We start from the raw sequence: 22,418 nt of genomic DNA on the forward strand, positions 1-22,418 counted from the left end.
AATCTAATGGCTAAAAAATCAATGATTGCTAAGAACAAACGTCCAGCGAAGTTCTCTACTCAAGCTTATACTCGTTGTGAAAAATGTGGTCGTCCACACTCAGTTTACCGCAAATTTAAACTTTGCCGTGTTTGCTTCCGTGAATTAGCTTACAAAGGACAAATTCCTGGTGTAACAAAAGCATCTTGGTAATTTAAGATATCAAGGGCGTCAAAACTCTAAGTGAAAATAGGAAACTTGACGAAGAAACTGAAGTTTCTAGGAAAGTTTATCTTTTTCACACAGAGTTTAGCCCGGGTTCAGTTGGGCTTGCCAATTTGAACACGAGCTACAGCTTTGGCAAAAAAGACCAATTTTCTTTGGGGCATCGCTCCTGCGTCAACTTGCCTATTTTTGCTCTTGCTGTTACGCTCTTTGTATCATGTATTAACTAGCAAGTGCAACTTGCAAACTACTAGTAAGAGGAGAAAAACAAAATGGTTATGACTGACCCAATCGCAGACTTCCTAACTCGTATTCGTAACGCTAACCAAGCTAAACACGAAGTACTTGAAGTACCTGCATCAAACATCAAAAAAGGGATTGCTGAAATCCTTAAACGCGAAGGTTTTGTAAAAAACGTTGAAATCATCGAAGATGACAAACAAGGCATCATCCGTGTATTCCTTAAATACGGACCAAACGGTGAGAAAGTTATCACTAACTTGAAACGTGTTTCTAAACCAGGACTTCGTGTCTACAAAAAACGTGAAGACCTTCCAAAAGTTCTTAATGGACTTGGAATTGCTATCCTTTCAACTTCTGAAGGTTTGCTTACTGATAAAGAAGCACGCCAAAAGAATGTTGGTGGTGAGGTTATCGCTTACGTTTGGTAATATTTAGCTCCCAATTTCTTTGTGACTCTTCGTTATCGTCTCTTGTCTAACCCAAAGTTATGCCTGCGAGACGATGCCTAGATTCACTTTGAAATTGAAACCTAAATGTTCCTTTAAATCGAGAAATCGATTTAACCCCGTGAAAACTGGCCGTTCTGGCCTGACAATCTAACAGGAGAAAATAAACATGTCACGTATTGGTAATAAAGTTATCGTGTTGCCTGCTGGTGTTGAAATCACTAACAATGACAACGTTGTAACTGTAAAAGGACCTAAAGGAGAACTTACTCGTGAGTTCTCAAAAGATATTGAAATCCGTGTGGAAGGTACTGAAGTAACTTTTCACCGTCCAAACGATTCAAAAGAAATGAAAACTATCCACGGAACTACTCGTGCCCTTTTGAACAACATGGTTGTTGGTGTATCAGAAGGATTCAAGAAAGAACTTGAAATGCGCGGGGTTGGTTACCGTGCACAACTTCAAGGATCTAAACTTGTTTTGGCTGTTGGTAAATCTCATCCAGACGAAGTTGAAGCTCCAGAAGGAATTACTTTTGAACTTCCAAACCCAACAACAATCGTTGTTAGCGGAATTTCAAAAGAAGTAGTTGGTCAAACAGCTGCTTACGTACGTAGCCTTCGTTCACCAGAACCATATAAAGGTAAAGGTATCCGTTACGTTGGTGAATTCGTTCGCCGTAAAGAAGGTAAAACAGGTAAATAATGTTGAGTGGTTGATTCTCAACCACCGACCTATTTTCCAACTTTGTGCATAGCACACGATTTAAAACTAAAGAGGTGAAAACTGTGATTTCAAAACCAGATAAAAACAAACTCCGCCAAAAACGCCACCGTCGCGTTCGCGGAAAACTCTCTGGAACTGCTGATCGCCCACGTTTGAACGTATTCCGTTCTAATACAGGCATCTACGCTCAAGTGATTGATGACGTAGCGGGTGTAACGCTCGCAAGTGCTTCAACTCTTGACAAAGAAGTTTCAAAAGGAACTAAAACTGAACAAGCCGTTGCTGTCGGTAAACTCGTTGCAGAACGTGCAAACGCTAAAGGTATTTCAGAAGTGGTGTTCGACCGCGGTGGATATCTATATCACGGACGTGTGAAAGCTTTGGCTGATGCAGCTCGTGAAAACGGATTGAAATTCTAATAGGAGGACACTAGAAAATGGCATTTAAAGACAATGCAGTTGAATTAGAAGAACGCGTAGTTGCTGTCAACCGTGTTACAAAAGTTGTTAAAGGTGGACGTCGTCTTCGTTTCGCAGCTCTTGTTGTTGTTGGTGACCACAACGGTCGCGTAGGATTTGGTACTGGTAAAGCTCAAGAAGTTCCAGAAGCAATCCGTAAAGCAGTAGATGATGCTAAGAAAAACTTGATCGAAGTTCCTATGGTTGGAACAACAATCCCACACGAAGTTCTTTCAGAATTCGGTGGAGCTAAAGTATTGTTGAAACCTGCTGTAGAAGGTTCTGGAGTTGCCGCTGGTGGTGCAGTTCGTGCCGTTGTGGAATTGGCAGGTGTGGCAGATATTACATCTAAATCACTTGGTTCTAACACTCCAATCAACATTGTTCGTGCAACTGTTGAAGGTTTGAAACAATTGAAACGCGCTGAAGAAGTTGCTACCCTTCGTGGTATTTCAGTTTCTGATTTGGCATAAGAAAGGGGATAAAATGGCTCAAATTAAAATTACTTTGACTAAGTCTCCAATCGGACGCATTCCATCACAACGTAAAACTGTTGTAGCACTTGGACTTGGCAAATTGAACAGCTCTGTTATTAAAGAAGATAACGCTGCTATCCGTGGTATGATCACTGCAGTATCTCACTTGGTAACAGTTGAAGAAGTAAACTAATGAATTTTTAGGGGATGTGCACTATACCATCCCCTAAAACTAGATATAGTCATCTATGATGACGTCGTATAGGCGAGTTGATGGGGGAGACAACCTTTTCTCCCTTATCGGCGCTAGCATTTTACAAAAGAGGAGAAAATAAAAATGAAACTTCATGAATTGAAACCTGCAGAAGGTTCTCGTAAAGTACGTAACCGCGTTGGTCGTGGTACTTCATCAGGTAACGGTAAAACATCTGGTCGTGGTCAAAAAGGTCAAAAAGCTCGTAGCGGTGGCGGAGTTCGCCTTGGTTTTGAAGGTGGACAAACTCCATTGTTCCGTCGTCTTCCAAAACGTGGATTCACTAACATCAACGCTAAAGAATACGCAATTGTGAACCTTGACCAATTGAACGTCTTTGAAGATGGTGCTGAAGTAACTCCAGTTGTTCTTATCGAAGCAGGAATTGTTAAAGCTGAAAAATCAGGTATTAAAATTCTTGGTAACGGTGAGTTGACTAAGAAATTGACTGTGAAAGCAGCTAAATTCTCTAAATCAGCTGAAGAAGCTATCACTGCTAAAGGTGGTTCAGTAGAAGTCATCTAAGAGAGGTGACCTATGTTTTTTAAATTATTAAGAGAAGCTCTTAAAGTCAAGCAGGTTCGATCAAAAATTTTATTTACAATTTTTATCGTTTTGGTCTTTCGTATCGGGACTAGCATTACAGTTCCTGGTGTGAATGCCAATAGCTTGAATGCTTTAAGTGGATTATCCTTCTTAAACATGTTGAGCTTGGTCTCAGGGAATGCCCTAAAAAACTTTTCGATTTTTGCCCTAGGAGTGAGTCCCTATATCACTGCTTCTATCGTTGTCCAACTCTTGCAAATGGATATTTTACCCAAGTTTGTAGAGTGGGGAAAACAAGGGGAAGTAGGCCGAAGAAAATTGAATCAAGCTACTCGTTATATTGCTCTAGTTCTCGCTTTTGTGCAATCTATCGGGATTACAGCTGGTTTTAATACCTTGGCTGGAGCTCAATTGATTAAAACTGCTTTAACTCCACAAGTTTTTCTGACGATTGGTATCATCTTAACAGCTGGTAGTATGATTGTCACTTGGTTGGGTGAGCAAATTACAGATAAGGGATACGGAAACGGTGTTTCCATGATTATCTTTGCCGGGATTGTTGCCTCAATTCCAGAGATGATTCAGGGCATCTATGTGGACTACTTTGTGAACGTCCCAAGTAGCCGTATCACTTCATCTATCATTTTCGTAATCATTTTGATTATTACTGTATTGTTGATTATTTACTTTACAACTTATGTTCAACAAGCAGAATACAAAATTCCAATCCAATATACTAAGGTTGCACAAGGTGCTCCATCTAGCTCTTATCTTCCTTTGAAGGTAAACCCTGCTGGAGTTATCCCTGTTATCTTTGCCAGTTCGATTACTGCAGCGCCTGCGGCGATTCTTCAATTTTTGAGCGCTACAGGTCATGATTGGGCTTGGGTAAGGGTAGCACAAGAGATGTTGGCAACCACTTCACCAACTGGTATTGCCATGTATGCTTTATTGATTATTCTCTTTACATTCTTCTATACGTTTGTACAGATTAATCCTGAAAAAGCGGCAGAGAACCTACAAAAGAGCGGTGCCTATATCCATGGAGTTCGTCCTGGTAAAGGTACAGAAGAATATATGTCTAAACTTCTTCGTCGTCTTGCAACGGTTGGTTCCCTCTTCCTTGGTGTGATTTCCATTTTGCCGATTGCAGCTAAAGATGTATTTGGTCTTTCTGATGTTGTTGCCTTTGGGGGAACAAGTCTTTTGATCATTATCTCTACAGGTATTGAAGGAATCAAGCAATTGGAAGGTTACCTATTGAAACGTAAGTATGTTGGTTTCATGGATAGAACAGAATAAAAGTATTTACTGATACTCTTCGAAAATCTCTTCAAACCACGTCAGCTTTATCTGCAACCTCAAAGNNGATTTTCATTGAGTATGAAGCAGTAAATGCTGAGGGAGTGGAGGTTTAAACTCTGACATTTGTGAGAGTTTGGTCTCCCCTCTTCTATTTTGTTTTTAAATAGGGGTGAAAAGACTTTTTGCTTCTATTTAAAAATAAAATAAGGAGATCAAATCATGAATCTTTTGATTATGGGCTTACCTGGTGCAGGTAAGGGAACTCAAGCAGCAAAAATCGTAGAACAATTCCATGTTGCACATATCTCAACAGGTGATATGTTCCGTGCTGCTATGGCAAATCAAACTGAAATGGGTGTTCTTGCTAAGTCATATATTGACAAGGGTGAATTGGTTCCTGACGAAGTTACAAATGGGATCGTAAAAGAACGTCTTTCACAAGATGATATTAAAGAAACAGGATTCTTGTTGGATGGTTACCCACGTACGATCGAACAAGCTCATGCCTTGGACAAAACATTGGCTGAACTTGGCATCGAACTAGAAGGTGTTATTAACATCGAAGTGAATCCAGACAGCCTCTTGGAACGTTTGAGTGGCCGTATCATCCACCGCGTAACTGGAGAAACTTTCCACAAGGTCTTTAACCCACCAGTTGACTATAAAGAAGAAGATTACTACCAACGTGAAGATGATAAGCCTGAGACAGTCAAACGTCGTTTGGATGTGAATATTGCTCAAGGAGAACCAATCATTGTTCACTACCGTGCCAAAGGTTTGGTTCATGACATCGAAGGTAATCAAGATATCAATGATGTCTTCTCAGATATTGAAAAAGTATTGACAAATTTGAAATAAAGCGTTTTTCACACTTGCAAAAATCCGCTACAAATGTTATACTGAGATAGTCTGACTTATAATTGTTGTCTCTGTGTCTAGAGGCATCGAATCGAAATTTATGGAGGTGCTTTTGCGTGGCAAAAGACGATGTGATTGAAGTTGAAGGCAAAGTAGTTGATACAATGCCGAATGCAATGTTTACGGTTGAACTTGAAAATGGACATCAGATTTTAGCAACAGTTTCTGGTAAAATTCGTAAAAACTATATTCGTATTTTAGCGGGAGATCGTGTTACTGTCGAAATGAGTCCATATGACTTGACACGTGGACGTATCACTTACCGCTTTAAATAATCGAAAAACTTGGAGGGATAAGAAATGAAAGTAAGACCATCGGTCAAACCAATTTGCGAATACTGTAAAGTTATTCGTCGTAATGGTCGTGTTATGGTAATTTGCCCAGCAAATCCAAAACACAAACAACGTCAAGGATAAGATAGAAAGGAGAAAACATGGCTCGTATTGCTGGAGTTGACATTCCAAATGACAAACGCGTAGTAATCTCATTGACTTATGTTTATGGTATCGGACTTGCAACATCTAAGAAAATTTTGGCTGCTGCTGGAATCTCAGAAGATGTTCGTGTACGTGATCTTACATCAGATCAAGAAGATGCTATCCGTCGTGAAGTGGATGCAATCAAAGTTGAAGGTGACCTTCGTCGTGAAGTAAACTTGAACATCAAACGTTTGATGGAAATCGGTTCATACCGTGGTATCCGTCACCGTCGTGGACTTCCTGTCCGTGGACAAAACACTAAAAACAACGCTCGCACTCGTAAAGGTAAAGCTGTTGCGATTGCTGGTAAGAAAAAATAATATAGGAGGTAAAAGTCTTGGCTAAACCAACACGTAAACGTCGTGTGAAAAAGAATATCGAATCTGGTATTGCTCATATTCACGCTACATTTAATAACACTATTGTTATGATTACTGATGTGCATGGTAATGCAATTGCTTGGTCATCAGCTGGTGCTCTTGGTTTCAAAGGTTCTCGTAAATCTACACCATTCGCTGCTCAAATGGCTTCTGAAGCTGCTGCTAAATCTGCACAAGAACACGGTCTTAAATCAGTTGAAGTTACTGTAAAAGGTCCAGGTTCTGGTCGTGAGTCAGCTATTCGTGCGCTTGCTGCCGCTGGTCTTGAAGTAACAGCAATTCGTGATGTGACTCCAGTGCCACACAATGGTGCTCGTCCTCCAAAACGTCGCCGTGTATAATCATCGCATTACACTGCTTTTCGTTTAAGAGGGAGTAACTAAATGATCGAGTTTGAAAAACCAAATATAACAAAAATTGATGAAAATAAAGATTATGGCAAGTTTGTAATCGAACCACTTGAACGTGGTTACGGTACAACTCTTGGTAACTCTCTTCGTCGTGTACTTCTAGCTTCTCTACCAGGAGCAGCTGTGACATCTATCAACATTGATGGTGTGTTACATGAGTTTGACACAGTTCCAGGTGTTCGTGAAGACGTGATGCAAATCATTCTGAACATTAAAGGAATTGCAGTGAAATCGTACGTTGAAGACGAAAAAATCATCGAACTGGATGTTGAAGGTCCTGCTGAAGTAACAGCTGGTGACATTTTGACAGATAGCGATATTGAAATTGTAAATCCAGATCATTATCTCTTTACAATCGGTGAAGGTTCTTCTCTAAAAGCGACTATGACTGTTAACAGTGGTCGTGGATATGTACCTGCTGATGAAAATAAAAAGGATAATGCACCAGTTGGAACACTTGCTGTAGATTCTATTTATACACCAGTTACAAAAGTCAACTATCAAGTGGAACCTGCTCGTGTAGGTAGCAATGATGGATTTGACAAATTAACCCTTGAAATCTTGACAAATGGAACAATTATTCCAGAAGATGCTTTAGGGCTTTCAGCACGTATTTTGACAGAACATCTTGATTTGTTTACAAATCTTACTGAGATTGCTAAGTCAACTGAAGTGATGAAAGAAGCTGACACTGAATCTGACGACCGTATTTTGGATCGTACGATTGAGGAACTGGACTTGTCTGTGCGTTCATACAACTGTTTGAAACGTGCCGGTATCAATACTGTGCATGATTTGACAGAAAAATCTGAAGCAGAGATGATGAAAGTACGAAATCTTGGACGCAAGAGTTTGGAAGAAGTGAAACTCAAACTCATTGATTTGGGTCTTGGATTAAAAGATAAATAAAGGAGGAATACATGGCTTACCGTAAACTAGGACGCACTAGCTCACAACGTAAAGCAATGCTTCGCGATTTGACAACGGACCTTTTGATCAACGAATCAATCGTGACAACTGAAGCTCGTGCTAAAGAAATCCGTAAAACTGTTGAAAAAATGATTACTCTAGGTAAACGTGGTGATTTGCATGCACGTCGTCAAGCAGCTGCTTTCGTACGTAATGAAATCGCATCTGAAAACTATGATGAAGCAACTGATAAGTACACTTCTACTACAGCACTTCAAAAATTATTCTCAGAAATCGCACCTCGTTATGCTGAACGTAACGGTGGATACACTCGTATCCTTAAAACTGAACCACGTCGTGGTGATGCAGCGCCAATGGCGATCATCGAATTAGTATAAAATCATCAATTTTGTTGAGTGTTATGATGATGGAGTCTTGTGCTCTTAGTCTAGCTCTGGTCTACCGCTAGGATTTCGGTCCTAGCGGGAACACTCATCATAAGTTGGGATAGTAGACGCTTGTTTACGAAATTGTTTTTTGCTTAAGAACAACTTCGTAAGCAGGCGTTTTTGAGTATTTTCGTTAGAATTATGCTATACTATTTGAAAAGAATCCTGTTTAATGTTCAGGTTTCTTATTTTAAGAAGAATTGGAGTTTGCTTATGAAAGCGATTATAACTGTTGTTGGTAAAGATAAATCTGGAATTGTTGCAGGTGTTTCTGGTAAAATTGCAGAATTGGGTTTGAACATAGACGATATTTCTCAAACTGTCTTAGATGAATATTTCACGATGATGGCTGTCGTCTCTAGTGATAAAAAGCAAGATTTTACTTATCTGAGAAATGAGTTTGAAACTTTTGGGCAAATTTTAAATGTGAAAATCAACATTCAGAGTGCAGCGATTTTCGAAGCTATGTATAATATCTAGGAGGTGCACATGGATATTAGACAAGTTACTGAAACCATTGCCATGATTGAGGAGCAAAACTTCGATATTAGAACCATTACCATGGGGATTTCCCTTTTAGACTGTATCGATCCAGATATCAATCGTGCTGCGGAGAAAATTTATCAAAAGATAACGATCAAGGCGGCTAATTTAGTGGCTGTTGGTGATGAAATTGCAGCTGAGTTGGGAATTCCAATCGTTAATAAGCGTGTATCGGTGACACCTATTTCTTTGATTGGAGCAGCGACAGATGCGACAGACTATGTAGTTCTGGCAAAAGCGCTTGATAAGGCTGCGAAAGAAATCGGTGTGGATTTTATTGGTGGTTTCTCTGCCTTGGTACAAAAGGGGTACCAAAAGGGAGATGAGATTCTCATCAATTCTATTCCTCGTGCTTTGGCTGAAACGGACAAGGTCTGCTCGTCAGTCAATATCGGCTCAACAAAGTCTGGTATCAATATGACGGCTGTGGCGGATATGGGACGAGTTATCAAGGAAACGGCTAATCTATCAGATATGGGAGCGGCCAAGTTGGTTGTGTTCGCTAATGCTGTTGAGGACAATCCATTTATGGCTGGTGCCTTCCATGGTGTTGGGGAAGCAGATGTTATCATCAATGTCGGAGTTTCTGGTCCTGGCGTGGTCAAGCGTGCCTTGGAAAAAGTTCGTGGACAGAGCTTTGATGTAGTAGCAGAAACAGTTAAGAAAACTGCCTTTAAAATCACTCGTATCGGTCAATTGGTTGGTCAGTTGGCCAGTGAGAGACTGGGTGTGGAGTTTGGTATTGTGGACTTGAGTTTGGCGCCAACTCCTGCGGTTGGAGATTCTGTTGCACGTGTCCTTGAAGAAATGGGGCTAGAAACAGTTGGTACGCACGGAACGACGGCTGCCTTGGCTCTCTTGAATGACCAAGTTAAGAAGGGTGGAGTGATGGCCTGCAACCAAGTTGGTGGTTTGTCTGGTGCCTTTATCCCTGTTTCTGAGGATGAGGGGATGATTGCTGCAGTGCAAAATGGCTCTCTTAATTTGGAAAAACTAGAAGCTATGACGGCTATCTGTTCTGTTGGTTTGGATATGATTGCTATACCAGAAGATACGCCTGCTGAAACCATTGCGGCTATGATTGCAGATGAGGCTGCAATTGGTGTCATTAATATGAAAACAACGGCTGTTCGTATCATTCCAAAAGGAAAAGAAGGCGATATGATTGAATTTGGTGGCCTATTAGGAACTGCACCCGTTATGAAGGTCAATGAGGCTTCGTCTGTTGATTTCATCTCTCGTGGAGGACAAATCCCAGCACCAATTCATAGTTTTAAAAATTAAGAAAATAGGAGAAATTTTAAGTTCTATTTAAGGTTGGATGTGTATACTATAATCATTAAATAAAGACCTCCTAATATTATTTGAAACAGATAACACTGATTTAGTTTGAATTTGATTTTCATCTAATATCTTTATTTAATAGAACTCCTAAACTTTTTCATAATAATCTCCTGCAAAAGTCACCTGTCTGGGTGGCTTTTGTTTTATCATCCATGATATAATAGAAGCAAACGGAGGACGGAAAATGGTAAAAGTACGATTGTATTTGGTACGTCATGGCAAGACCATGTTTAACACGATTGGTCGCGCGCAAGGTTGGAGCGATACTCCCTTAACAGCTGAAGGTGAGAGAGGGATTCAAGAATTAGGAATCGGTTTGCGAGAATCTGGTCTACAGTTTGAGCGTGCTTATTCCAGTGATTCTGGTCGCACCATTCAGACTATGGGAATTATCCTTGATGAACTTGGCCTGCAGGGGAAAATCCCTTATCGCATGGACAAGCGTATCAGAGAATGGTGTTTTGGTAGCTTTGACGGAGCTTACGATGGCGATCTTTTCATGGGCATTATTCCTCGTATCTTTAATGTGGACCACGTTCACCAATTGTCTTATGCTGAACTGGCTGAGGGCTTGGTAGAGGTTGATACAGCTGGTTGGGCTGAAGGTTGGGAAAAACTCAGTGGTCGAATCAAGGAAGGTTTTGAAGCGATTGCCAAAGAAATGGAAGAGCAAGGTGGGGGCAATGCTCTTGTCGTGAGTCACGGAATGACTATTGGAACCATTGTTTATCTGATCAATGGTATGCATCCGCATGGTCTCGATAATGGTAGCGTGACAATTCTTGAATATGAGGACGGTCAGTTTAGCGTTGAGGTTGTCGGCGATCGTAGTTACCGAGAACTAGGACGGGAGAAGATGGAGGAAGCCTCTATTTAATCAGTCTAGACTTGCTTGCTCTGAACTAGGGATTTGATAAGAATATCAAGACAAGAAAAAACAGCCGAGGGTAATCCTTTCGGCTGTTTTTGATGGGGAAACTAAAGTGTAATGCTATTGCTTTTAGAGATTTTCATAAACAAGAGCAAGGAAGCTACTGTTAGAATAGTCAAGATAGTTGACAAGGCTGCGGCTACACCGTAATTTCCTCTGAGAACCTCTGTATAAATGGCTACAGTCATTGTTCTTGTTTTGACATTGTAGAGGAGGATAGAAGTGGAGAGCTCTGAAATCATTGTGACCCAAGATAGGATGGCTCCAGAAATGATACCAGATAGCATCATTGGAGTTGTAATCTTAGCAAAGGTATTGAGACGACTACTTCCTAAGCTTTCAGCGGCTTCTTCAATACTTGGGGCTATTTGTTGCAAGCTAGCAACAGATGAGCGAATAGTATAAGGTAATCTTCTGACAGATAGGGACATAATCAAGATGAAAGCAGTTCCTGTAATCATAAGAAATCCACTTCCAAATAGGCCAGTATTGAAGGAAGAAATGAAGGCAATCCCTAGAACGGTTCCTGGTACAATATAAGGGACCATACTGAGGCTGTCAATTAAGTTTGTAAACAAATTCCGTTTTCTAACAGCTAGGTAGGAGATAAATGTTGCGAAAAGGACAACTAGGACTAAGGCAATCAAAGGGATACGAATAGTATTGAAAATAGCAGATCCCATACGATTGAAAGCTACCTTGTAACTGTTTAGAGAATAGCCTTTGACAAATACCATACCTGATGTTTTTAGGAAAGAGGTATAAATCAAGTAGATTTGAGGTAAAACAGAGATAAAGATAATTCCGTAGACTGTTGCATAAATGGCAGCCATTTTTCCTTTTGTAGTTTTTTTAGGCTCAATTGGATGGAGCGAATTCATGCTGAAACTGTAGCGGTTTGCAATGTATTTTTGGATAAGGAAAATCGCCAAGGCAATGATAATCGCCATAATGGCTAAAGCAGATGCAAAAGCAGAATTTCCTCCAACCTCGCTAATGAATTGGGTATAAATCAGGACAGGGAAAGTCCGATATCCTTCGCCAATCAACATAGGTGTTCCAAAGTCTGAGAATGCTCTCATAAATACAAGCAGGGCAGCAGCTAGTAAGGTTGGAACGAGGAGAGGTAAAACAACCGTTACGATACGCTTAAATCCGAAGGACCCCATGCTTTCAGCGGCTTCAAGTAGGGAATTGTCAATGCTTTTCATTGTTCCAGCAACGTATAGAAATACCAGTGGGAATAGTTGCAGTGTAAAGACAAGTACAATTCCTTTGAATCCATAAATATCGATAGCTGGAAGATGAAGGGTATTTGTCAGGAATTTAGTAATGACCCCATTTCGTCCCAGCAAGAGAATCCAGGAGTAGGCTCCCACGAAAGGAGCTGACATGGAAGCAATGATAATCAATATTTGTAGAAATTTCTTCCCCTTGAAGTCATACATAGAGAAGAGATAAGCTAATAGGGTTCCTACAACTAAGGAAGTGACAGTAGCGGTAATGGAAACCTTGAAACTGTTGACAAGTGTCTCAGAGTAGTAGGCTTTACCAAAGAAAGTGACAAAATTAGCTAGTGAGAATTGCCCTTCATGTATAAGTGCTTGCTTGAGCACGGTAACGATAGGATAAACGAGAAAGACAAGATAGGTAAGAAAGATGAAGAAAGAGGAGGCTGTCCAAATATTTAGTTTTTTACGTTCCATGGTTGACTCCTTTTATCAGGTTTTGGGAACCATCTGCAGAAAAGACGTTTAATTTTTGGGTATTGATTCGTAGACGAATACGATCGCCTTTTTGTAGATCTTCTTCAAAAGTTGATTCTTCACTAACTTGAATTTTTGAGGCAAAGCCTGTCTCGATGAAATACTCCGTATTTAGTCCAAGATAGACGCTATCGCTAATAGTTCCTTCAATATCTCCAGATTCATCTTTGATAAATTCTTCTGGACGAATGCTTACATGAATAGCTTGTGCCTCAGCATGATCAAGAGCTGGCATTCGAAGGGCATAGCCATCTGAAAAGACGATATAAGCGCCATCGCTCCGTTTTTCGAGATTGGCAGGGATAATATTTGTGCGTCCGATAAAGGTTGCTACAAACTCATTAGCTGGTTTATGATAGAGTTCTTTTGGTCGGCCGATTTGTTGGATCACCCCATCTTTCATAACAGCAATTTGGTCTGAAATAGCCATAGCTTCTTCTTGGTCGTGGGTCACATAAACAGTTGTAATTCCCACTTCGTGTTGGATTTCTCGAATAGCTTGACGCATATCCAAGCGAAGTTTGGCATCTAGGTTACTAAGTGGTTCGTCCATGAGGAGAACACTTGGATTAACTGCTAAGGCACGTGCCAAGGCGACACGTTGTTGTTGTCCACCACTGAGTTTATCGGGCTTCCGATCCGCATATTGAGCAATTTGCATGAGTTCAAGATATTTATTGGTCTGTTGGATCAATTCTTCTTTAGGGACTTTCTTTTGCTTGAGACCAAAAGCAACATTATCTCGAACAGTCAAATGTGGGAAAATAGCGTAGTTTTGGAAAACCATCCCGATATTGCGTTTGCTGGGTTCCATATTATTGATTTTTGTATCATCGAAGTAAAATTCTCCGCCTTCGATACTGTTGAAACCTGCAATCATACGAAGAAGGGTCGTTTTCCCACACCCTGAAGGCCCAAGAAGGGTAAAGAGACTTCCTTTTGGAATTGTAATGTTCAAATTCTCAATAACAGGGACATCGTGGTAGATTTTTTTGGCGTTAATAATTTTGATCTCACTCATAGTGAACCTCTTTTACTGTTTAGATTGGATATCTGTAAAGACTTCGTTGTATTTCTTAACGATATCTGATTTATTTTTGATGACATAATCATAATCTTCAGTGAGTGTTTTGATTTTGTCAATTGGTTTCATATTTTCGCTTGTTTTGGCATTTTTACGAACAGGACGGTTAGTAGTGGTTGTACCAAGTGTATCTTGTACTTCTTGAGAGATAATGAAATCGATAAATTTCTTGGCATTTTCCATGTTTTTCGCTTTTTTAACGATAGCAGCACTAGCAGGTAGGAAGACGGTTCCTTCTTTTGGATAGACTACCTTAATGTTAGCTCCGTCATTTAAGAGTTTAACTGCTGGATCTTCATAAGAGAGACCAACAGCCATTTCTCCGTCAGCGACTGCTTTATAGACACCAGATGAGCTTGAACCGATTTTACCATCAATAAGCGTGAAGAGATCTTTTACATAAGACCAGGCTTTATCGTCTTTGTAACCACCTTGAGCTTGTAGCATATTTGTTAATTGAGCAAAGGCGCTAGAAGAGTTTGCTGGGTCAGCAGTTGCAATTTTTCCTTTGAGTTCAGGTTTGAGAAGGTCGCTATATCCTTCGATATTCATGCCTTTCGTTAAATCAGGATTGACGATTAAAACACTACCATCTAGTGTATAAGGTGTAGAGTAGCCAGTTGTGTTTTGATATTCTTTGATAACATTATCATTTTCTTTTGAAGTATAGTTTTCAAAGAGTTCTCCGTGGGTAGCATATTGTGTATAAGAACCACCAAAGATGACATCAGCTACAGGAGCTTCTTTTTCTGACTCTAGTTTTTTGAAAAGTTCTCCAGTACCAGCTTGAATCAGTTCTACTTTGATACCATATTTTTCTTCAAAGGCAGGAATAGTTGCTCCAATTAAGCCCTCTGAGTTTGGTGAATAAACGACTAGCGAACCGCCGTCTCCTTTATCAGATGAACCGCCATCGGCAGATTCATTAGAAGAACAAGCAGCAAGACCAAAAAGAGCTAGTCCGCAAGCAGCATAATACATCCATTTCTTTTTCATGATGGATACCTCCGTTGTGTTATTTAAGTTTATTTTAAAACAATGTAAGCGTTTTTAAAACCGACAATTCTATTCTATTAGAGTAAAATTCTCTACAAAAAGAAGAATAGCTTATTTTACTATTCTTCCGAGTGATTTCAATTCCTTTGGGGAAATATGGAGATACTTTTTAAATACTTTGGCAAAATATTTATAGTCTGAAAATCCAACTTGGTCAGAGATGTCGCTTAGAGGGGAGTTGGGAGATTCAGCCATCTTCTCTATAGCTTGTTTCAGGCGATATTGTAAGATATATTCATTTAGAGTCATGGGGAAATCTTCTTTGATCACTTTATATAGATAGCTTTCGCTATAGTTTAAAGCTTCAGCAATAGTCGCAATCGTAAAATGCTCTGCATAATGCTTGTGGACAAAGGAAATAATTTGTTGAATGATTTGGTTTTGTGTATCAACCTGTTGGATAGAGGTGAGTAAAGTTTGATATTCTTCTAAAAAAGGAGTTTCTTGATAGGTGCTACCTTGTAATCGCAAAACAATGTTTTGAAGACATTCTGTCAATTCCTTGGTATCAATTGGCTTGGATAAGAAATCAACTGCTCCATATTGCATGGCTTTTTTGGCATTTTGAAAATCGTTATAACCTGATAAGATAACTTTTTCATAGGAAAGGGTACGAGTGGCTTCAAACATCATAAAAGCATCCATAATTGGCATTGTGATGTCTGTTAAGACAATATGAGGTTCTTTTTCTTGGATGAGTTTCATTCCCTCTTGACCGTGACTGGCAGTTCCTACGACTTGGATACCCAAGGCAGAGTAGTCTACGGCAATCTCTAGCCATTTTCGAATGAGGTGTTCGTCTTCTACGATAATGAGCTTAAACATGAGTTAGTCCTTTCGTTATAAATTTGACCCAAGTTTCTCCATGGCGATTGACTCCTAAATCTAGCTGGACATCAGAAAAGAAATTGCTCAATCGTTTGTAGCTGTTCACGATGCCATGCTGGGTATGAGGGCTTTCTAAAGAGTCTAAAATAGCGAGTCGCTCTTGTTTTGTGAGCCCTCCGGCATTATCCTTGACTAAAAAAGTCAGAGAATCTGCTTTTAAGGTAATTTGGATATCTATATGAAGATCAATACGGTATTGCATCCCATATTTTATAGCATTTTCTACTAGAGGAAGCAAGAAAAGCTTAGGGATAGGTTGATTATCAACAGTTTCTGGGCAGACAATATCATAAGAAAAGTGCTCAAAACGAATCTTATGAATCATCAGGTAATCCTCTATGATCTTTAAATCTTGGCAAATGGTTGTTTCTTTTTCTAAATCGGTGATACTGTAGCGAAGAATGCGCGTGAGATTTTGAATTAGGTCTTGTGTGAGAGCGGCATCCATTAAAGAAGTGATTTTAATCGTTTCAAGTGTATTGTAGAGAAAATGAGGATTGAACTGAGCTTCCAGCATTTTTCTTTCAAAAATCCACTTTTCTTTTTCGATGGTTAGCATTTTTTGATGAAGTTGATCTAATTCATGTAGCATATCGTTAATTTTTTCGGCCATAAACTCAAACTCATCACCTGTTTGTAAATAAACTCTTTTTTCTTCTTGTTTGGGAATCTCTTGAAGTTGGTAAACTAAGCTTTCAATGGGAACAGCGTTGTGTGTAGCAATCTTATGAGCAATTCGTCTTGCTTGCCAGAAGTAGAGGAAGAATATACATAAGGTGAGAATGGAGGCTAGACCAAGTAAGCTAGGAATGGGAAAGAAGGATTGAAAAGTATAGATTGAAAAAATAGCACCGACTTTTTCTTTTTGAACAATAAGTGGTTCGTTCGCATACCAGTGGGTGCGAGAGTGTAGGAGTTTTTCATCCAATTTTTCAAGAGTGGAGCGAGTGAACTGGTTTGTATTGTTAGAAAACATATTTCCAAAGCCATCGGTAATAATGTATTTGGAATTGATCATTGGGAAACTTGAGATAAAATCATTCTCATTTACGAAAGCAATAGTATAGGCCTTAACTCGTTGGTTTTGAAGTAGTGGTTTGATAAAGAGTGTGTAATGTTGCTTGTCTGAAGAGAGTGCAATTTTTTCTGTCACTTTTTCTTGAGAAGGATTTTGAATGAGCAGTTTTAGATAGTAGGGTGATAAAATACCTTCTTGATGATTTCGATTGGTACTAAATAGTAACTCACCTGTATCGCTTAGGATAATGAGGTCAGAACTAAGTTTTAATTTAGCTTTTGTCTCGTAAAATAAGCTAAAGACTTCTCGCTCTGTGTGTTTGCCGTCCAAAAATTCAGGAATCATTTTATGGTTCATAGTAGTCAGGAGCTCATTATTTGCTTCTTTCATCTCTTGAACTTGTTTGACAATCTGTCTCGTATCTTTGGAGAGTTGTTGCTTTTGTAAAAAATAGGAAAAACCAAAAAGTAAAATGAGTAGTAAAAGAGAGGTCACAAAGGCTGCGATAGAGCTTCTATGGAGAATTTCTTTTTGGAGAGATTTTTTAAAGGAATGAGACATCTGCTACCTCCTTGGAAGGGTTTTCTGTTATAAGTATAGCAGTTTAAAAATTTTAGAGCAAGGTAAAATAGAAAAGGTTTGGCTAAAATTTTTTAGCTAAACCTTTTGAAAAGTTAAGTATGTATTATAGATGATTGTTATCTGCAAATAGCTAGAGCATTTCAAGGAAATAAACTAGAAATAACAATTAATATGATGGTTCAGAAATACCTTTTGATAATCAATAAGATCTTCAGGATGAAGTGCGTTGACTCCATCCATTTCATATTTTCGATTTAATAAACGATATTTGTTTTCACCAAATTGATGAAAAGGGAGTAGTTGGACTTGGTCGATATTTAATGAGTTAAATAGAGTAGCGAATTCTTCTGCATCCTCTAAACTATTGTTAAAATCAGGAATAACCGGGATTCTTAAAACGATAGTTTTATGTTGAGAAAAGGCATAATGAATGTTTTTAATAATCATTTGATTAAAAACCCCAGTCACTTTTTTATGTTTTATAGAATTATAATGTTTTAGGTCTGTGTAGATAAAATCCACATATTGGATTAAATCAACAAATTTTTCATGATCAACAAAGGCAGTAGTTTCAATGGCAGTGTGTATGTGATGTTCTTTAGCTGACTTTAAGATGGCTTTAGCAAATTCAAACTGAGCAAATATTTCACCCCCTGATAAAGTTAAACCTCCACCGGATTCTTCGTAAAATTCTTTATCTTTTAATACCTCTGTAATAATTTCTTCTACAGTTTTTTCTTCACCTACTAAAGTGAATTTTTCTCGTTGAGCATCTTTCATTTTTTCAGGTTTCATTCTTTGAGATTCAGGATTAGAACACCATGGACAGCGCAGAGGACATCCTTTTAAAAAAACAGTTGTACGAATACCCGGACCGTCATGAATTGAAAAGTGTTGAATATTAAAAATAATTCCTTTAGATATTTCCATAAGAGTTCCTCCTCTTTATAATTCTATCCTATCACAAAAACGAAAGAAAAACAATTACGAACGAAAGTTTAATTTGTTGTTTTTTGCTTTTTATTTTGGTAGAATAAAACGGAGGTGTAAAATGAAAAGATTGGAACAAATTATTAAATTAGTATCAGAATATGAAAAGATTGATGTTAATACATTATCGGAAAAATTAAATGTATCGAAAGTAACGATTAGAAAAGATTTAGATAAATTAGAGTCAAAAGGCTTATTACACAGAGAGCATGGATATGCTGTGTTAAATAGTGGAGATGACTTAAATGTACGTTTGTCAATTAATTATGAAATTAAGAGAAAAATTGTTCAAGAAGCAGTAAAATTGGTATCAGATAATGAAACAATAATGATAGAATCTGGTTCAACCTGTGCTTTACTTGCTGAGGAAATTTGCAAGCAAAAAAGAAATGTCACTATTGTAACAAATTCATTTTTTATAGCAAATTTTGTAAGAGGTTATGATTCATGTCGTGTTATTGTTCTTGGTGGAGAGTTTCAGAAAGATTCACAGGTTACCGTAGGACCTTTATTAAAAGAAATGATACAGACTTTTCATGTGCGTCAAGCTTTTGTTGGGACAGATGGCTACGATAAAGAGATGGGTTTTACAGGAAAAGATTTAATGCGCAGTGAGGTAGTTCAATATATTTCAGCAGCGTCGGATAAAGTCATTGTGCTAACTGACTCAAGTAAATTTGATAAAAGAGGTACAGTAAGAAGATTTGCTTTAAGTCAAGTCTATGAAGTAATAACAGACGAAAAACTTTCTAAACAAAATGTAGCTACATTAGAAAATGCTGGGATAATGGTTAAGGTAGTTTCGTAAGAGGTTAAGTGTATGAATCAAGATAGGAATAAACTGCTCTCTAAAATTGCTTATCTGTATTATATTGAAAACTTAAATCAGTCACAAATAGCAGCAAAATTAGGAATTTATAGAACCTCTATTAGTAGAATGTTAACAGAAGCAAGGAATGCAGGAATTGTTAAAATTGAAATAGAGAATTTTGATACCAATATGTTTAAGTTGGAAAATTATGTAAAAGAAAAATATGGTCTGGAAAGTTTAGAAATTATTCCAAATGAATTTGATGACAATCCAACAATTTTATCTGAAAGAATTTCTCAAGTTGCAGCAGGTGTCCTTAGGAATTTAATTGATGATAATATGAAAATTGGCTTTTCTTGGGGAAAAAGTTTAAGTAATTTAGTAGATTTAATCCACAGCAAAAGTGTTCGAAATGTTCACTTCTATCCTCTAGCAGGTGGTCCTAGTCACATACACGCTAAATACCATGTGAATACACTGATTTATGAAATGTCTAGAAAATTTCATGGAGAGTGTACATTTATGAATGCAACAATTGTGCAAGAAAATAAATTGTTAGCAGATGGTATTTTGCAATCAAGATATTTTGAAGATTTGAAAAATAGTTGGAAAGATTTAGATATAGCTGTGGTTGGGATTGGTGATTTTAGTAATAAAGGAAAACATCAATGGTTAGACATGCTTACAGAGGATGACTTTAAAGAATTGACAAAAGTTAAAACTGTAGGAGAAATTTGTTGTCGATTTTTTGATTCAAAAGGTAAAGAAGTCTATGAGAACTTACAGGAAAGAACAATAGCCATCTCTTTGGAAGATTTAAAAAATATTCCTCAAAGTTTAGCTGTTGCTTACGGTGATACGAAAGTATCTGCGATTCTTTCTGTTTTGCGTGCTAATCTAGTAAATCATTTGATTACAGATAAAAATACAATTTTAAAAGTTTTAGAAGAAGATGGTGATTTTTCTTTTCGAAATATTTTATGCGAGTGAAAATGATAGACTGATATCAGTTTATCGTTTTTTTTTAATCAATTGCACATTTGTGCTTATATAAATAAAAATAGTTTATTTGTTGTTTTTAGATTGACAAGTTTATTATGTAGTTGTATTCTATAGTTACAAAAGAAAATTTTAAAATTTCAAATGAAAAAAGCTTTTTACATAGTGAAATGAGGAGGAATTTATGGAAATTATTGTTCCAGATCAAATTATCATGGGTTTAATTTTATATGCTGGCGATGCGAAACAACATATTTATAAAGCGTTAGATTATATAAAAAACGGTACATGTGAACGATGTGAAGAAGAAATCCAGTTAGCTGATGCAGCCTTATTAGAAGCCCATAATCTACAAACAAAATTCTTGGCACAGGAAGCGTCTGGTACAAAGACAGAAATAACAGCTCTCTTTGTTCATTCACAAGATCATCTCATGACTAGCATGACGGAGATTAATTTAATCAAAGAAATTATTAGTTTGAGAAAAGAACTTCATAAAAAATAATACTAGAGTATTAACATAGAGGAGGAAAATATAATGGTGAAGATTGGTTTGTTTTGTGCAGCAGGCTTTTCTACTGGTATGCTTGTAAATAATATGAAAATTGCAGCTCAATCTAGTGGAGTTGAGGCAGAAATAGAGGCGTTTTCTCAGTCTAAATTAGCGGATTATGCCCCAAATCTAGATGTTGCACTGTTGGGGCCTCAAGTTGCTTATACATTAGATAAATCAAAAGAAATTTGTGATAAGTGTGATGTTCCGATAGCTGTTATTCCGATGATGGACTATGGTATGTTAGATGGGAAAAAAGTATTAGATTTGGCCCTATCTTTGATTAGTGGGTAAGAAAAGGAGATTTATTATGGCAAAGATGGATGTTCAAAAAATCATTGCACCTATGATGAAATTTGTGAATATGCGTGGTATTATAGCTCTAAAAGATGGTATGTTAGCAATTTTGCCATTGACAGTAGTTGGTAGTTTATTCTTGATTATGGGACAATTGCCATTTGAAGGATTAAACAAGAGCATTGCTAGTGTATTTGGAGCAAATTGGACAGAGCCGTTTATGCAAGTGTATTCAGGAACTTTTGCGATTATGGGTCTAATTTCTTGTTTTTCAATTGCCTATTCTTATGCTAAGAATAGCGGAGTAGAGGCTTTGCCAGCTGGGGTTCTATCTGTATCTGCATTCTTTATTTTGCTAAGATCATCTTATATCCCTAAACAAGGTGAGGCAATTGGGGATGCTATTAGTAAAGTTTGGTTTGGAGGTCAAGGAATTATCGGTGCTATCATTATAGGTTTGGTAGTAGGAAGTATTTATACCTTCTTTATAAAGAGAAAAATTGTTATTAAGATGCCAGAACAAGTTCCACAAGCTATTGCGAAACAGTTTGAAGCAATGATTCCAGCATTTGTAATTTTCTTACTTTCTATGATTGTATATATTTTAGCGAGCTCATTGACTAATGGCGGAACATTCATAGAAATGATTTATTCTGCTATTCAAGTTCCATTGCAAGGTTTAACTGGATCTTTGTATGGTGCAATTGGAATTGCATTCTTTATATCATTTTTGTGGTGGTTTGGTGTTCATGGACAATCGGTAGTAAATGGAGTAGTGACAGCTCTGCTTTTATCTAATCTTGATGCTAATAAAGCTATGTTAGCCTCTGGTAATCTATCATTAGAAAATGGTGCACATATTGTTACTCAACAATTTTTAGATTCATTTTTAATTCTATCAGGTTCAGGGATTACGTTTGGTCTTGTAGTTGCCATGCTTTTTGCAGCAAAATCAAAACAATACCAAGCCTTAGGAAAAGTTGCAGCTTTTCCAGCAATATTTAACGTAAATGAGCCAGTTGTATTTGGATTTCCGATTGTCATGAATCCAGTTATGTTTGTACCTTTCATTCTTGTTCCTGTACTTGCAGCTGTGATAGTATATGGAGCTATTGCAACAGGTTTCATGCAGCCATTTTCAGGAGTTACATTACCTTGGAGCACCCCGGCTATTATATCAGGATTTATGGTTGGTGGATGGCAAGGAGTTATTACTCAGCTGGTGATATTAGCGATGTCTATATTAGTTTATTTCCCATTCTTTAAAGTACAGGATCGTTTAGCTTATCAGAATGAAGCATGATAATTCTAAAAAACATTTGTGTATTATCATTAAACACACACATTTGTGCT

Annotated in this window: 29 protein-coding genes; 23 read left to right on the top strand and 6 right to left on the bottom strand. The window is 37.9% G+C overall.

The features are described from left to right. Positions 1-6: 6 nt before the first annotated feature. The 18 genes from HT724_RS02335 to HT724_RS02420 all read left to right on the top strand — a co-directional run bounded on the left by HT724_RS02335 (position 7) and on the right by HT724_RS02420 (position 10,967). Positions 7-192: a type Z 30S ribosomal protein S14 gene (locus HT724_RS02335; protein ID WP_001085697.1), complete on the top strand. Its 186-nt coding sequence runs from the start codon at positions 7-9 to the stop codon at positions 190-192. A gap of 284 nt (positions 193-476) precedes the next feature. Further along, complete coding sequence (gene rpsH, locus HT724_RS02340) at positions 477-875, top strand: 30S ribosomal protein S8 (RefSeq protein ID WP_000245504.1); 399 nt, start codon at positions 477-479, stop codon at positions 873-875. A 187-nt stretch (positions 876-1,062) separates the two neighbouring features. Beyond that, complete coding sequence (gene rplF / locus HT724_RS02345; protein WP_173276142.1) at positions 1,063-1,599, top strand: 50S ribosomal protein L6; 537 nt, start codon at positions 1,063-1,065, stop codon at positions 1,597-1,599. An 83-nt stretch (positions 1,600-1,682) separates the two neighbouring features. Continuing rightward, positions 1,683-2,039 carry a 50S ribosomal protein L18 gene (gene rplR, locus HT724_RS02350; protein ID WP_000624044.1) on the top strand — a complete coding sequence of 119 codons (357 nt, stop codon included), beginning with the start codon at positions 1,683-1,685 and terminating at the stop codon, positions 2,037-2,039. A gap of 17 nt (positions 2,040-2,056) precedes the next feature. Beyond that, positions 2,057-2,551 carry a 30S ribosomal protein S5 gene (rpsE, locus tag HT724_RS02355; RefSeq protein ID WP_173276143.1) on the top strand — a complete coding sequence of 165 codons (495 nt, stop codon included), beginning with the start codon at positions 2,057-2,059 and terminating at the stop codon, positions 2,549-2,551. 13 nt (positions 2,552-2,564) lie between these two features. After that, the gene (gene rpmD, locus HT724_RS02360; RefSeq protein WP_000057241.1) at positions 2,565-2,747 is read left to right on the top strand and encodes a 50S ribosomal protein L30; all 183 of its coding nucleotides are present in this window, start codon (positions 2,565-2,567) and stop codon (positions 2,745-2,747) included. 144 nt (positions 2,748-2,891) lie between these two features. Then, a complete protein-coding gene (gene rplO, locus HT724_RS02365; RefSeq protein WP_000766087.1) occupies positions 2,892-3,332 on the top strand; it encodes a 50S ribosomal protein L15 in 441 nt (146 codons plus the stop codon). A 12-nt stretch (positions 3,333-3,344) separates the two neighbouring features. Continuing rightward, entirely contained in the window at positions 3,345-4,655 is a 1,311-nt protein-coding gene (gene secY / locus HT724_RS02370; RefSeq protein ID WP_049511466.1) for a preprotein translocase subunit SecY, read from the top strand. A gap of 222 nt (positions 4,656-4,877) precedes the next feature. Next, positions 4,878-5,516, top strand: coding sequence for an adenylate kinase (locus tag HT724_RS02375; protein ID WP_173276144.1), 639 nt, complete (start codon positions 4,878-4,880; stop codon positions 5,514-5,516). A 116-nt stretch (positions 5,517-5,632) separates the two neighbouring features. Next, the gene (infA, locus tag HT724_RS02380; RefSeq protein ID WP_001029883.1) at positions 5,633-5,851 is read left to right on the top strand and encodes a translation initiation factor IF-1; all 219 of its coding nucleotides are present in this window, start codon (positions 5,633-5,635) and stop codon (positions 5,849-5,851) included. A gap of 24 nt (positions 5,852-5,875) precedes the next feature. After that, the gene (gene rpmJ, locus HT724_RS02385) at positions 5,876-5,992 is read left to right on the top strand and encodes a 50S ribosomal protein L36 (RefSeq protein WP_001808836.1); all 117 of its coding nucleotides are present in this window, start codon (positions 5,876-5,878) and stop codon (positions 5,990-5,992) included. Positions 5,993-6,009: 17 nt separating this feature from the next. After that, a complete protein-coding gene (gene rpsM, locus HT724_RS02390; protein WP_000090781.1) occupies positions 6,010-6,375 on the top strand; it encodes a 30S ribosomal protein S13 in 366 nt (121 codons plus the stop codon). Positions 6,376-6,392: 17 nt separating this feature from the next. Then, positions 6,393-6,776, top strand: coding sequence for a 30S ribosomal protein S11 (gene rpsK / locus HT724_RS02395; RefSeq protein WP_001118385.1), 384 nt, complete (start codon positions 6,393-6,395; stop codon positions 6,774-6,776). Positions 6,777-6,818: 42 nt separating this feature from the next. Then, on the top strand, positions 6,819-7,754 hold the full coding sequence (locus tag HT724_RS02400; RefSeq protein WP_000568988.1) for a DNA-directed RNA polymerase subunit alpha: 936 nt from the start codon (positions 6,819-6,821) through the stop codon (positions 7,752-7,754). An 11-nt stretch (positions 7,755-7,765) separates the two neighbouring features. Then, complete coding sequence (rplQ, locus tag HT724_RS02405; RefSeq protein ID WP_000331493.1) at positions 7,766-8,152, top strand: 50S ribosomal protein L17; 387 nt, start codon at positions 7,766-7,768, stop codon at positions 8,150-8,152. 264 nt (positions 8,153-8,416) lie between these two features. Then, positions 8,417-8,683, top strand: a complete 267-nt coding sequence (locus HT724_RS02410; protein ID WP_049511413.1) for an ACT domain-containing protein — start codon at positions 8,417-8,419, stop codon at positions 8,681-8,683. A gap of 9 nt (positions 8,684-8,692) precedes the next feature. Continuing rightward, positions 8,693-10,030, top strand: coding sequence for a PFL family protein (locus HT724_RS02415; protein ID WP_049511414.1), 1,338 nt, complete (start codon positions 8,693-8,695; stop codon positions 10,028-10,030). A 244-nt stretch (positions 10,031-10,274) separates the two neighbouring features. Continuing rightward, positions 10,275-10,967 (top strand): histidine phosphatase family protein, encoded by a 693-nt coding sequence (locus HT724_RS02420; protein WP_000241548.1) that lies wholly within the window; start codon positions 10,275-10,277, stop codon positions 10,965-10,967. Between the two features lie 101 nt (positions 10,968-11,068). Here the strand turns inward: HT724_RS02420 and HT724_RS02425 are convergent, their stop codons facing one another. From HT724_RS02425 to HT724_RS02450, 6 genes are all read right to left on the bottom strand, one after another. Then, on the bottom strand, positions 11,069-12,727 hold the full coding sequence (locus HT724_RS02425) for an iron ABC transporter permease (RefSeq protein ID WP_173251624.1): 1,659 nt from the start codon (positions 12,725-12,727) through the stop codon (positions 11,069-11,071). Continuing rightward, the gene (locus HT724_RS02430; RefSeq protein WP_173276145.1) at positions 12,717-13,808 is read right to left on the bottom strand and encodes an ABC transporter ATP-binding protein; all 1,092 of its coding nucleotides are present in this window, start codon (positions 13,806-13,808) and stop codon (positions 12,717-12,719) included. Before HT724_RS02430 ends, HT724_RS02425 begins: the two co-directional genes overlap by 11 nt. Positions 13,809-13,820: 12 nt before the next feature. After that, positions 13,821-14,867: an ABC transporter substrate-binding protein gene (locus HT724_RS02435; RefSeq protein ID WP_000731166.1), complete on the bottom strand. Its 1,047-nt coding sequence runs from the start codon at positions 14,865-14,867 to the stop codon at positions 13,821-13,823. A 111-nt stretch (positions 14,868-14,978) separates the two neighbouring features. Continuing rightward, on the bottom strand, positions 14,979-15,752 hold the full coding sequence (locus HT724_RS02440; protein ID WP_172923459.1) for a response regulator: 774 nt from the start codon (positions 15,750-15,752) through the stop codon (positions 14,979-14,981). Continuing rightward, entirely contained in the window at positions 15,745-17,394 is a 1,650-nt protein-coding gene (locus HT724_RS02445) for a histidine kinase (RefSeq protein ID WP_173276146.1), read from the bottom strand. The genes HT724_RS02440 and HT724_RS02445 overlap by 8 nt, the downstream gene beginning before the upstream one ends. 174 nt (positions 17,395-17,568) lie before the next feature. After that, entirely contained in the window at positions 17,569-18,345 is a 777-nt protein-coding gene (locus HT724_RS02450) for a glycyl-radical enzyme activating protein (RefSeq protein ID WP_000406173.1), read from the bottom strand. 121 nt (positions 18,346-18,466) lie between these two features. Between HT724_RS02450 and HT724_RS02455 the strand changes: the two genes are divergently transcribed. The 5 genes from HT724_RS02455 to HT724_RS02475 all read left to right on the top strand — a co-directional run bounded on the left by HT724_RS02455 (position 18,467) and on the right by HT724_RS02475 (position 22,368). Continuing rightward, positions 18,467-19,213, top strand: coding sequence for a DeoR/GlpR family DNA-binding transcription regulator (locus tag HT724_RS02455; RefSeq protein ID WP_173276147.1), 747 nt, complete (start codon positions 18,467-18,469; stop codon positions 19,211-19,213). 12 nt (positions 19,214-19,225) lie between these two features. Next, positions 19,226-20,206 (top strand): sugar-binding transcriptional regulator, encoded by a 981-nt coding sequence (locus tag HT724_RS02460; protein ID WP_001070837.1) that lies wholly within the window; start codon positions 19,226-19,228, stop codon positions 20,204-20,206. A 193-nt stretch (positions 20,207-20,399) separates the two neighbouring features. Further along, positions 20,400-20,720, top strand: coding sequence for a PTS lactose/cellobiose transporter subunit IIA (locus HT724_RS02465; RefSeq protein WP_000402908.1), 321 nt, complete (start codon positions 20,400-20,402; stop codon positions 20,718-20,720). A gap of 33 nt (positions 20,721-20,753) precedes the next feature. Then, positions 20,754-21,062: a PTS sugar transporter subunit IIB gene (locus HT724_RS02470; RefSeq protein ID WP_000238723.1), complete on the top strand. Its 309-nt coding sequence runs from the start codon at positions 20,754-20,756 to the stop codon at positions 21,060-21,062. 16 nt (positions 21,063-21,078) lie between these two features. After that, positions 21,079-22,368 carry a PTS sugar transporter subunit IIC gene (locus HT724_RS02475; RefSeq protein WP_173276148.1) on the top strand — a complete coding sequence of 430 codons (1,290 nt, stop codon included), beginning with the start codon at positions 21,079-21,081 and terminating at the stop codon, positions 22,366-22,368. Positions 22,369-22,418: the final 50 nt, after the last annotated feature.

This window comes from Streptococcus sp. k-402, assembly GCF_013277515.1.
Lineage (GTDB): Bacteria > Bacillota > Bacilli > Lactobacillales > Streptococcaceae > Streptococcus.

Bases quoted from the DNA above. Each gene is read 5' to 3' on its own strand.
- HT724_RS02335 (WP_001085697.1), top strand. From the start codon at position 7: ATGGCTAAAAAATCAATGATTGCTAAGAACAAACGTCCAGCGAAGTTC.
- rpsH (WP_000245504.1), top strand. From the start codon at position 477: ATGGTTATGACTGACCCAATCGCAGACTTCCTAACTCGTATTCGTAAC.
- rplF (WP_173276142.1), top strand. From the start codon at position 1,063: ATGTCACGTATTGGTAATAAAGTTATCGTGTTGCCTGCTGGTGTTGAA.
- rpsE (WP_173276143.1), top strand. From the start codon at position 2,057: ATGGCATTTAAAGACAATGCAGTTGAATTAGAAGAACGCGTAGTTGCT.
- rpmD (WP_000057241.1), top strand. From the start codon at position 2,565: ATGGCTCAAATTAAAATTACTTTGACTAAGTCTCCAATCGGACGCATT.
- rplO (WP_000766087.1), top strand. From the start codon at position 2,892: ATGAAACTTCATGAATTGAAACCTGCAGAAGGTTCTCGTAAAGTACGT.
- secY (WP_049511466.1), top strand. From the start codon at position 3,345: ATGTTTTTTAAATTATTAAGAGAAGCTCTTAAAGTCAAGCAGGTTCGA.
- HT724_RS02375 (WP_173276144.1), top strand. From the start codon at position 4,878: ATGAATCTTTTGATTATGGGCTTACCTGGTGCAGGTAAGGGAACTCAA.
- rpmJ (WP_001808836.1), top strand. From the start codon at position 5,876: ATGAAAGTAAGACCATCGGTCAAACCAATTTGCGAATACTGTAAAGTT.
- rpsM (WP_000090781.1), top strand. From the start codon at position 6,010: ATGGCTCGTATTGCTGGAGTTGACATTCCAAATGACAAACGCGTAGTA.
- HT724_RS02400 (WP_000568988.1), top strand. From the start codon at position 6,819: ATGATCGAGTTTGAAAAACCAAATATAACAAAAATTGATGAAAATAAA.
- rplQ (WP_000331493.1), top strand. From the start codon at position 7,766: ATGGCTTACCGTAAACTAGGACGCACTAGCTCACAACGTAAAGCAATG.
- HT724_RS02410 (WP_049511413.1), top strand. From the start codon at position 8,417: ATGAAAGCGATTATAACTGTTGTTGGTAAAGATAAATCTGGAATTGTT.
- HT724_RS02415 (WP_049511414.1), top strand. From the start codon at position 8,693: ATGGATATTAGACAAGTTACTGAAACCATTGCCATGATTGAGGAGCAA.
- HT724_RS02420 (WP_000241548.1), top strand. From the start codon at position 10,275: ATGGTAAAAGTACGATTGTATTTGGTACGTCATGGCAAGACCATGTTT.
- HT724_RS02425 (WP_173251624.1), bottom strand. From the start codon at position 12,727: ATGGAACGTAAAAAACTAAATATTTGGACAGCCTCCTCTTTCTTCATC.
- HT724_RS02430 (WP_173276145.1), bottom strand. From the start codon at position 13,808: ATGAGTGAGATCAAAATTATTAACGCCAAAAAAATCTACCACGATGTC.
- HT724_RS02435 (WP_000731166.1), bottom strand. From the start codon at position 14,867: ATGAAAAAGAAATGGATGTATTATGCTGCTTGCGGACTAGCTCTTTTT.
- HT724_RS02440 (WP_172923459.1), bottom strand. From the start codon at position 15,752: ATGTTTAAGCTCATTATCGTAGAAGACGAACACCTCATTCGAAAATGG.
- HT724_RS02445 (WP_173276146.1), bottom strand. From the start codon at position 17,394: ATGTCTCATTCCTTTAAAAAATCTCTCCAAAAAGAAATTCTCCATAGA.
- HT724_RS02450 (WP_000406173.1), bottom strand. From the start codon at position 18,345: ATGGAAATATCTAAAGGAATTATTTTTAATATTCAACACTTTTCAATT.
- HT724_RS02455 (WP_173276147.1), top strand. From the start codon at position 18,467: ATGAAAAGATTGGAACAAATTATTAAATTAGTATCAGAATATGAAAAG.
- HT724_RS02460 (WP_001070837.1), top strand. From the start codon at position 19,226: ATGAATCAAGATAGGAATAAACTGCTCTCTAAAATTGCTTATCTGTAT.
- HT724_RS02465 (WP_000402908.1), top strand. From the start codon at position 20,400: ATGGAAATTATTGTTCCAGATCAAATTATCATGGGTTTAATTTTATAT.
- HT724_RS02470 (WP_000238723.1), top strand. From the start codon at position 20,754: ATGGTGAAGATTGGTTTGTTTTGTGCAGCAGGCTTTTCTACTGGTATG.
- HT724_RS02475 (WP_173276148.1), top strand. From the start codon at position 21,079: ATGGCAAAGATGGATGTTCAAAAAATCATTGCACCTATGATGAAATTT.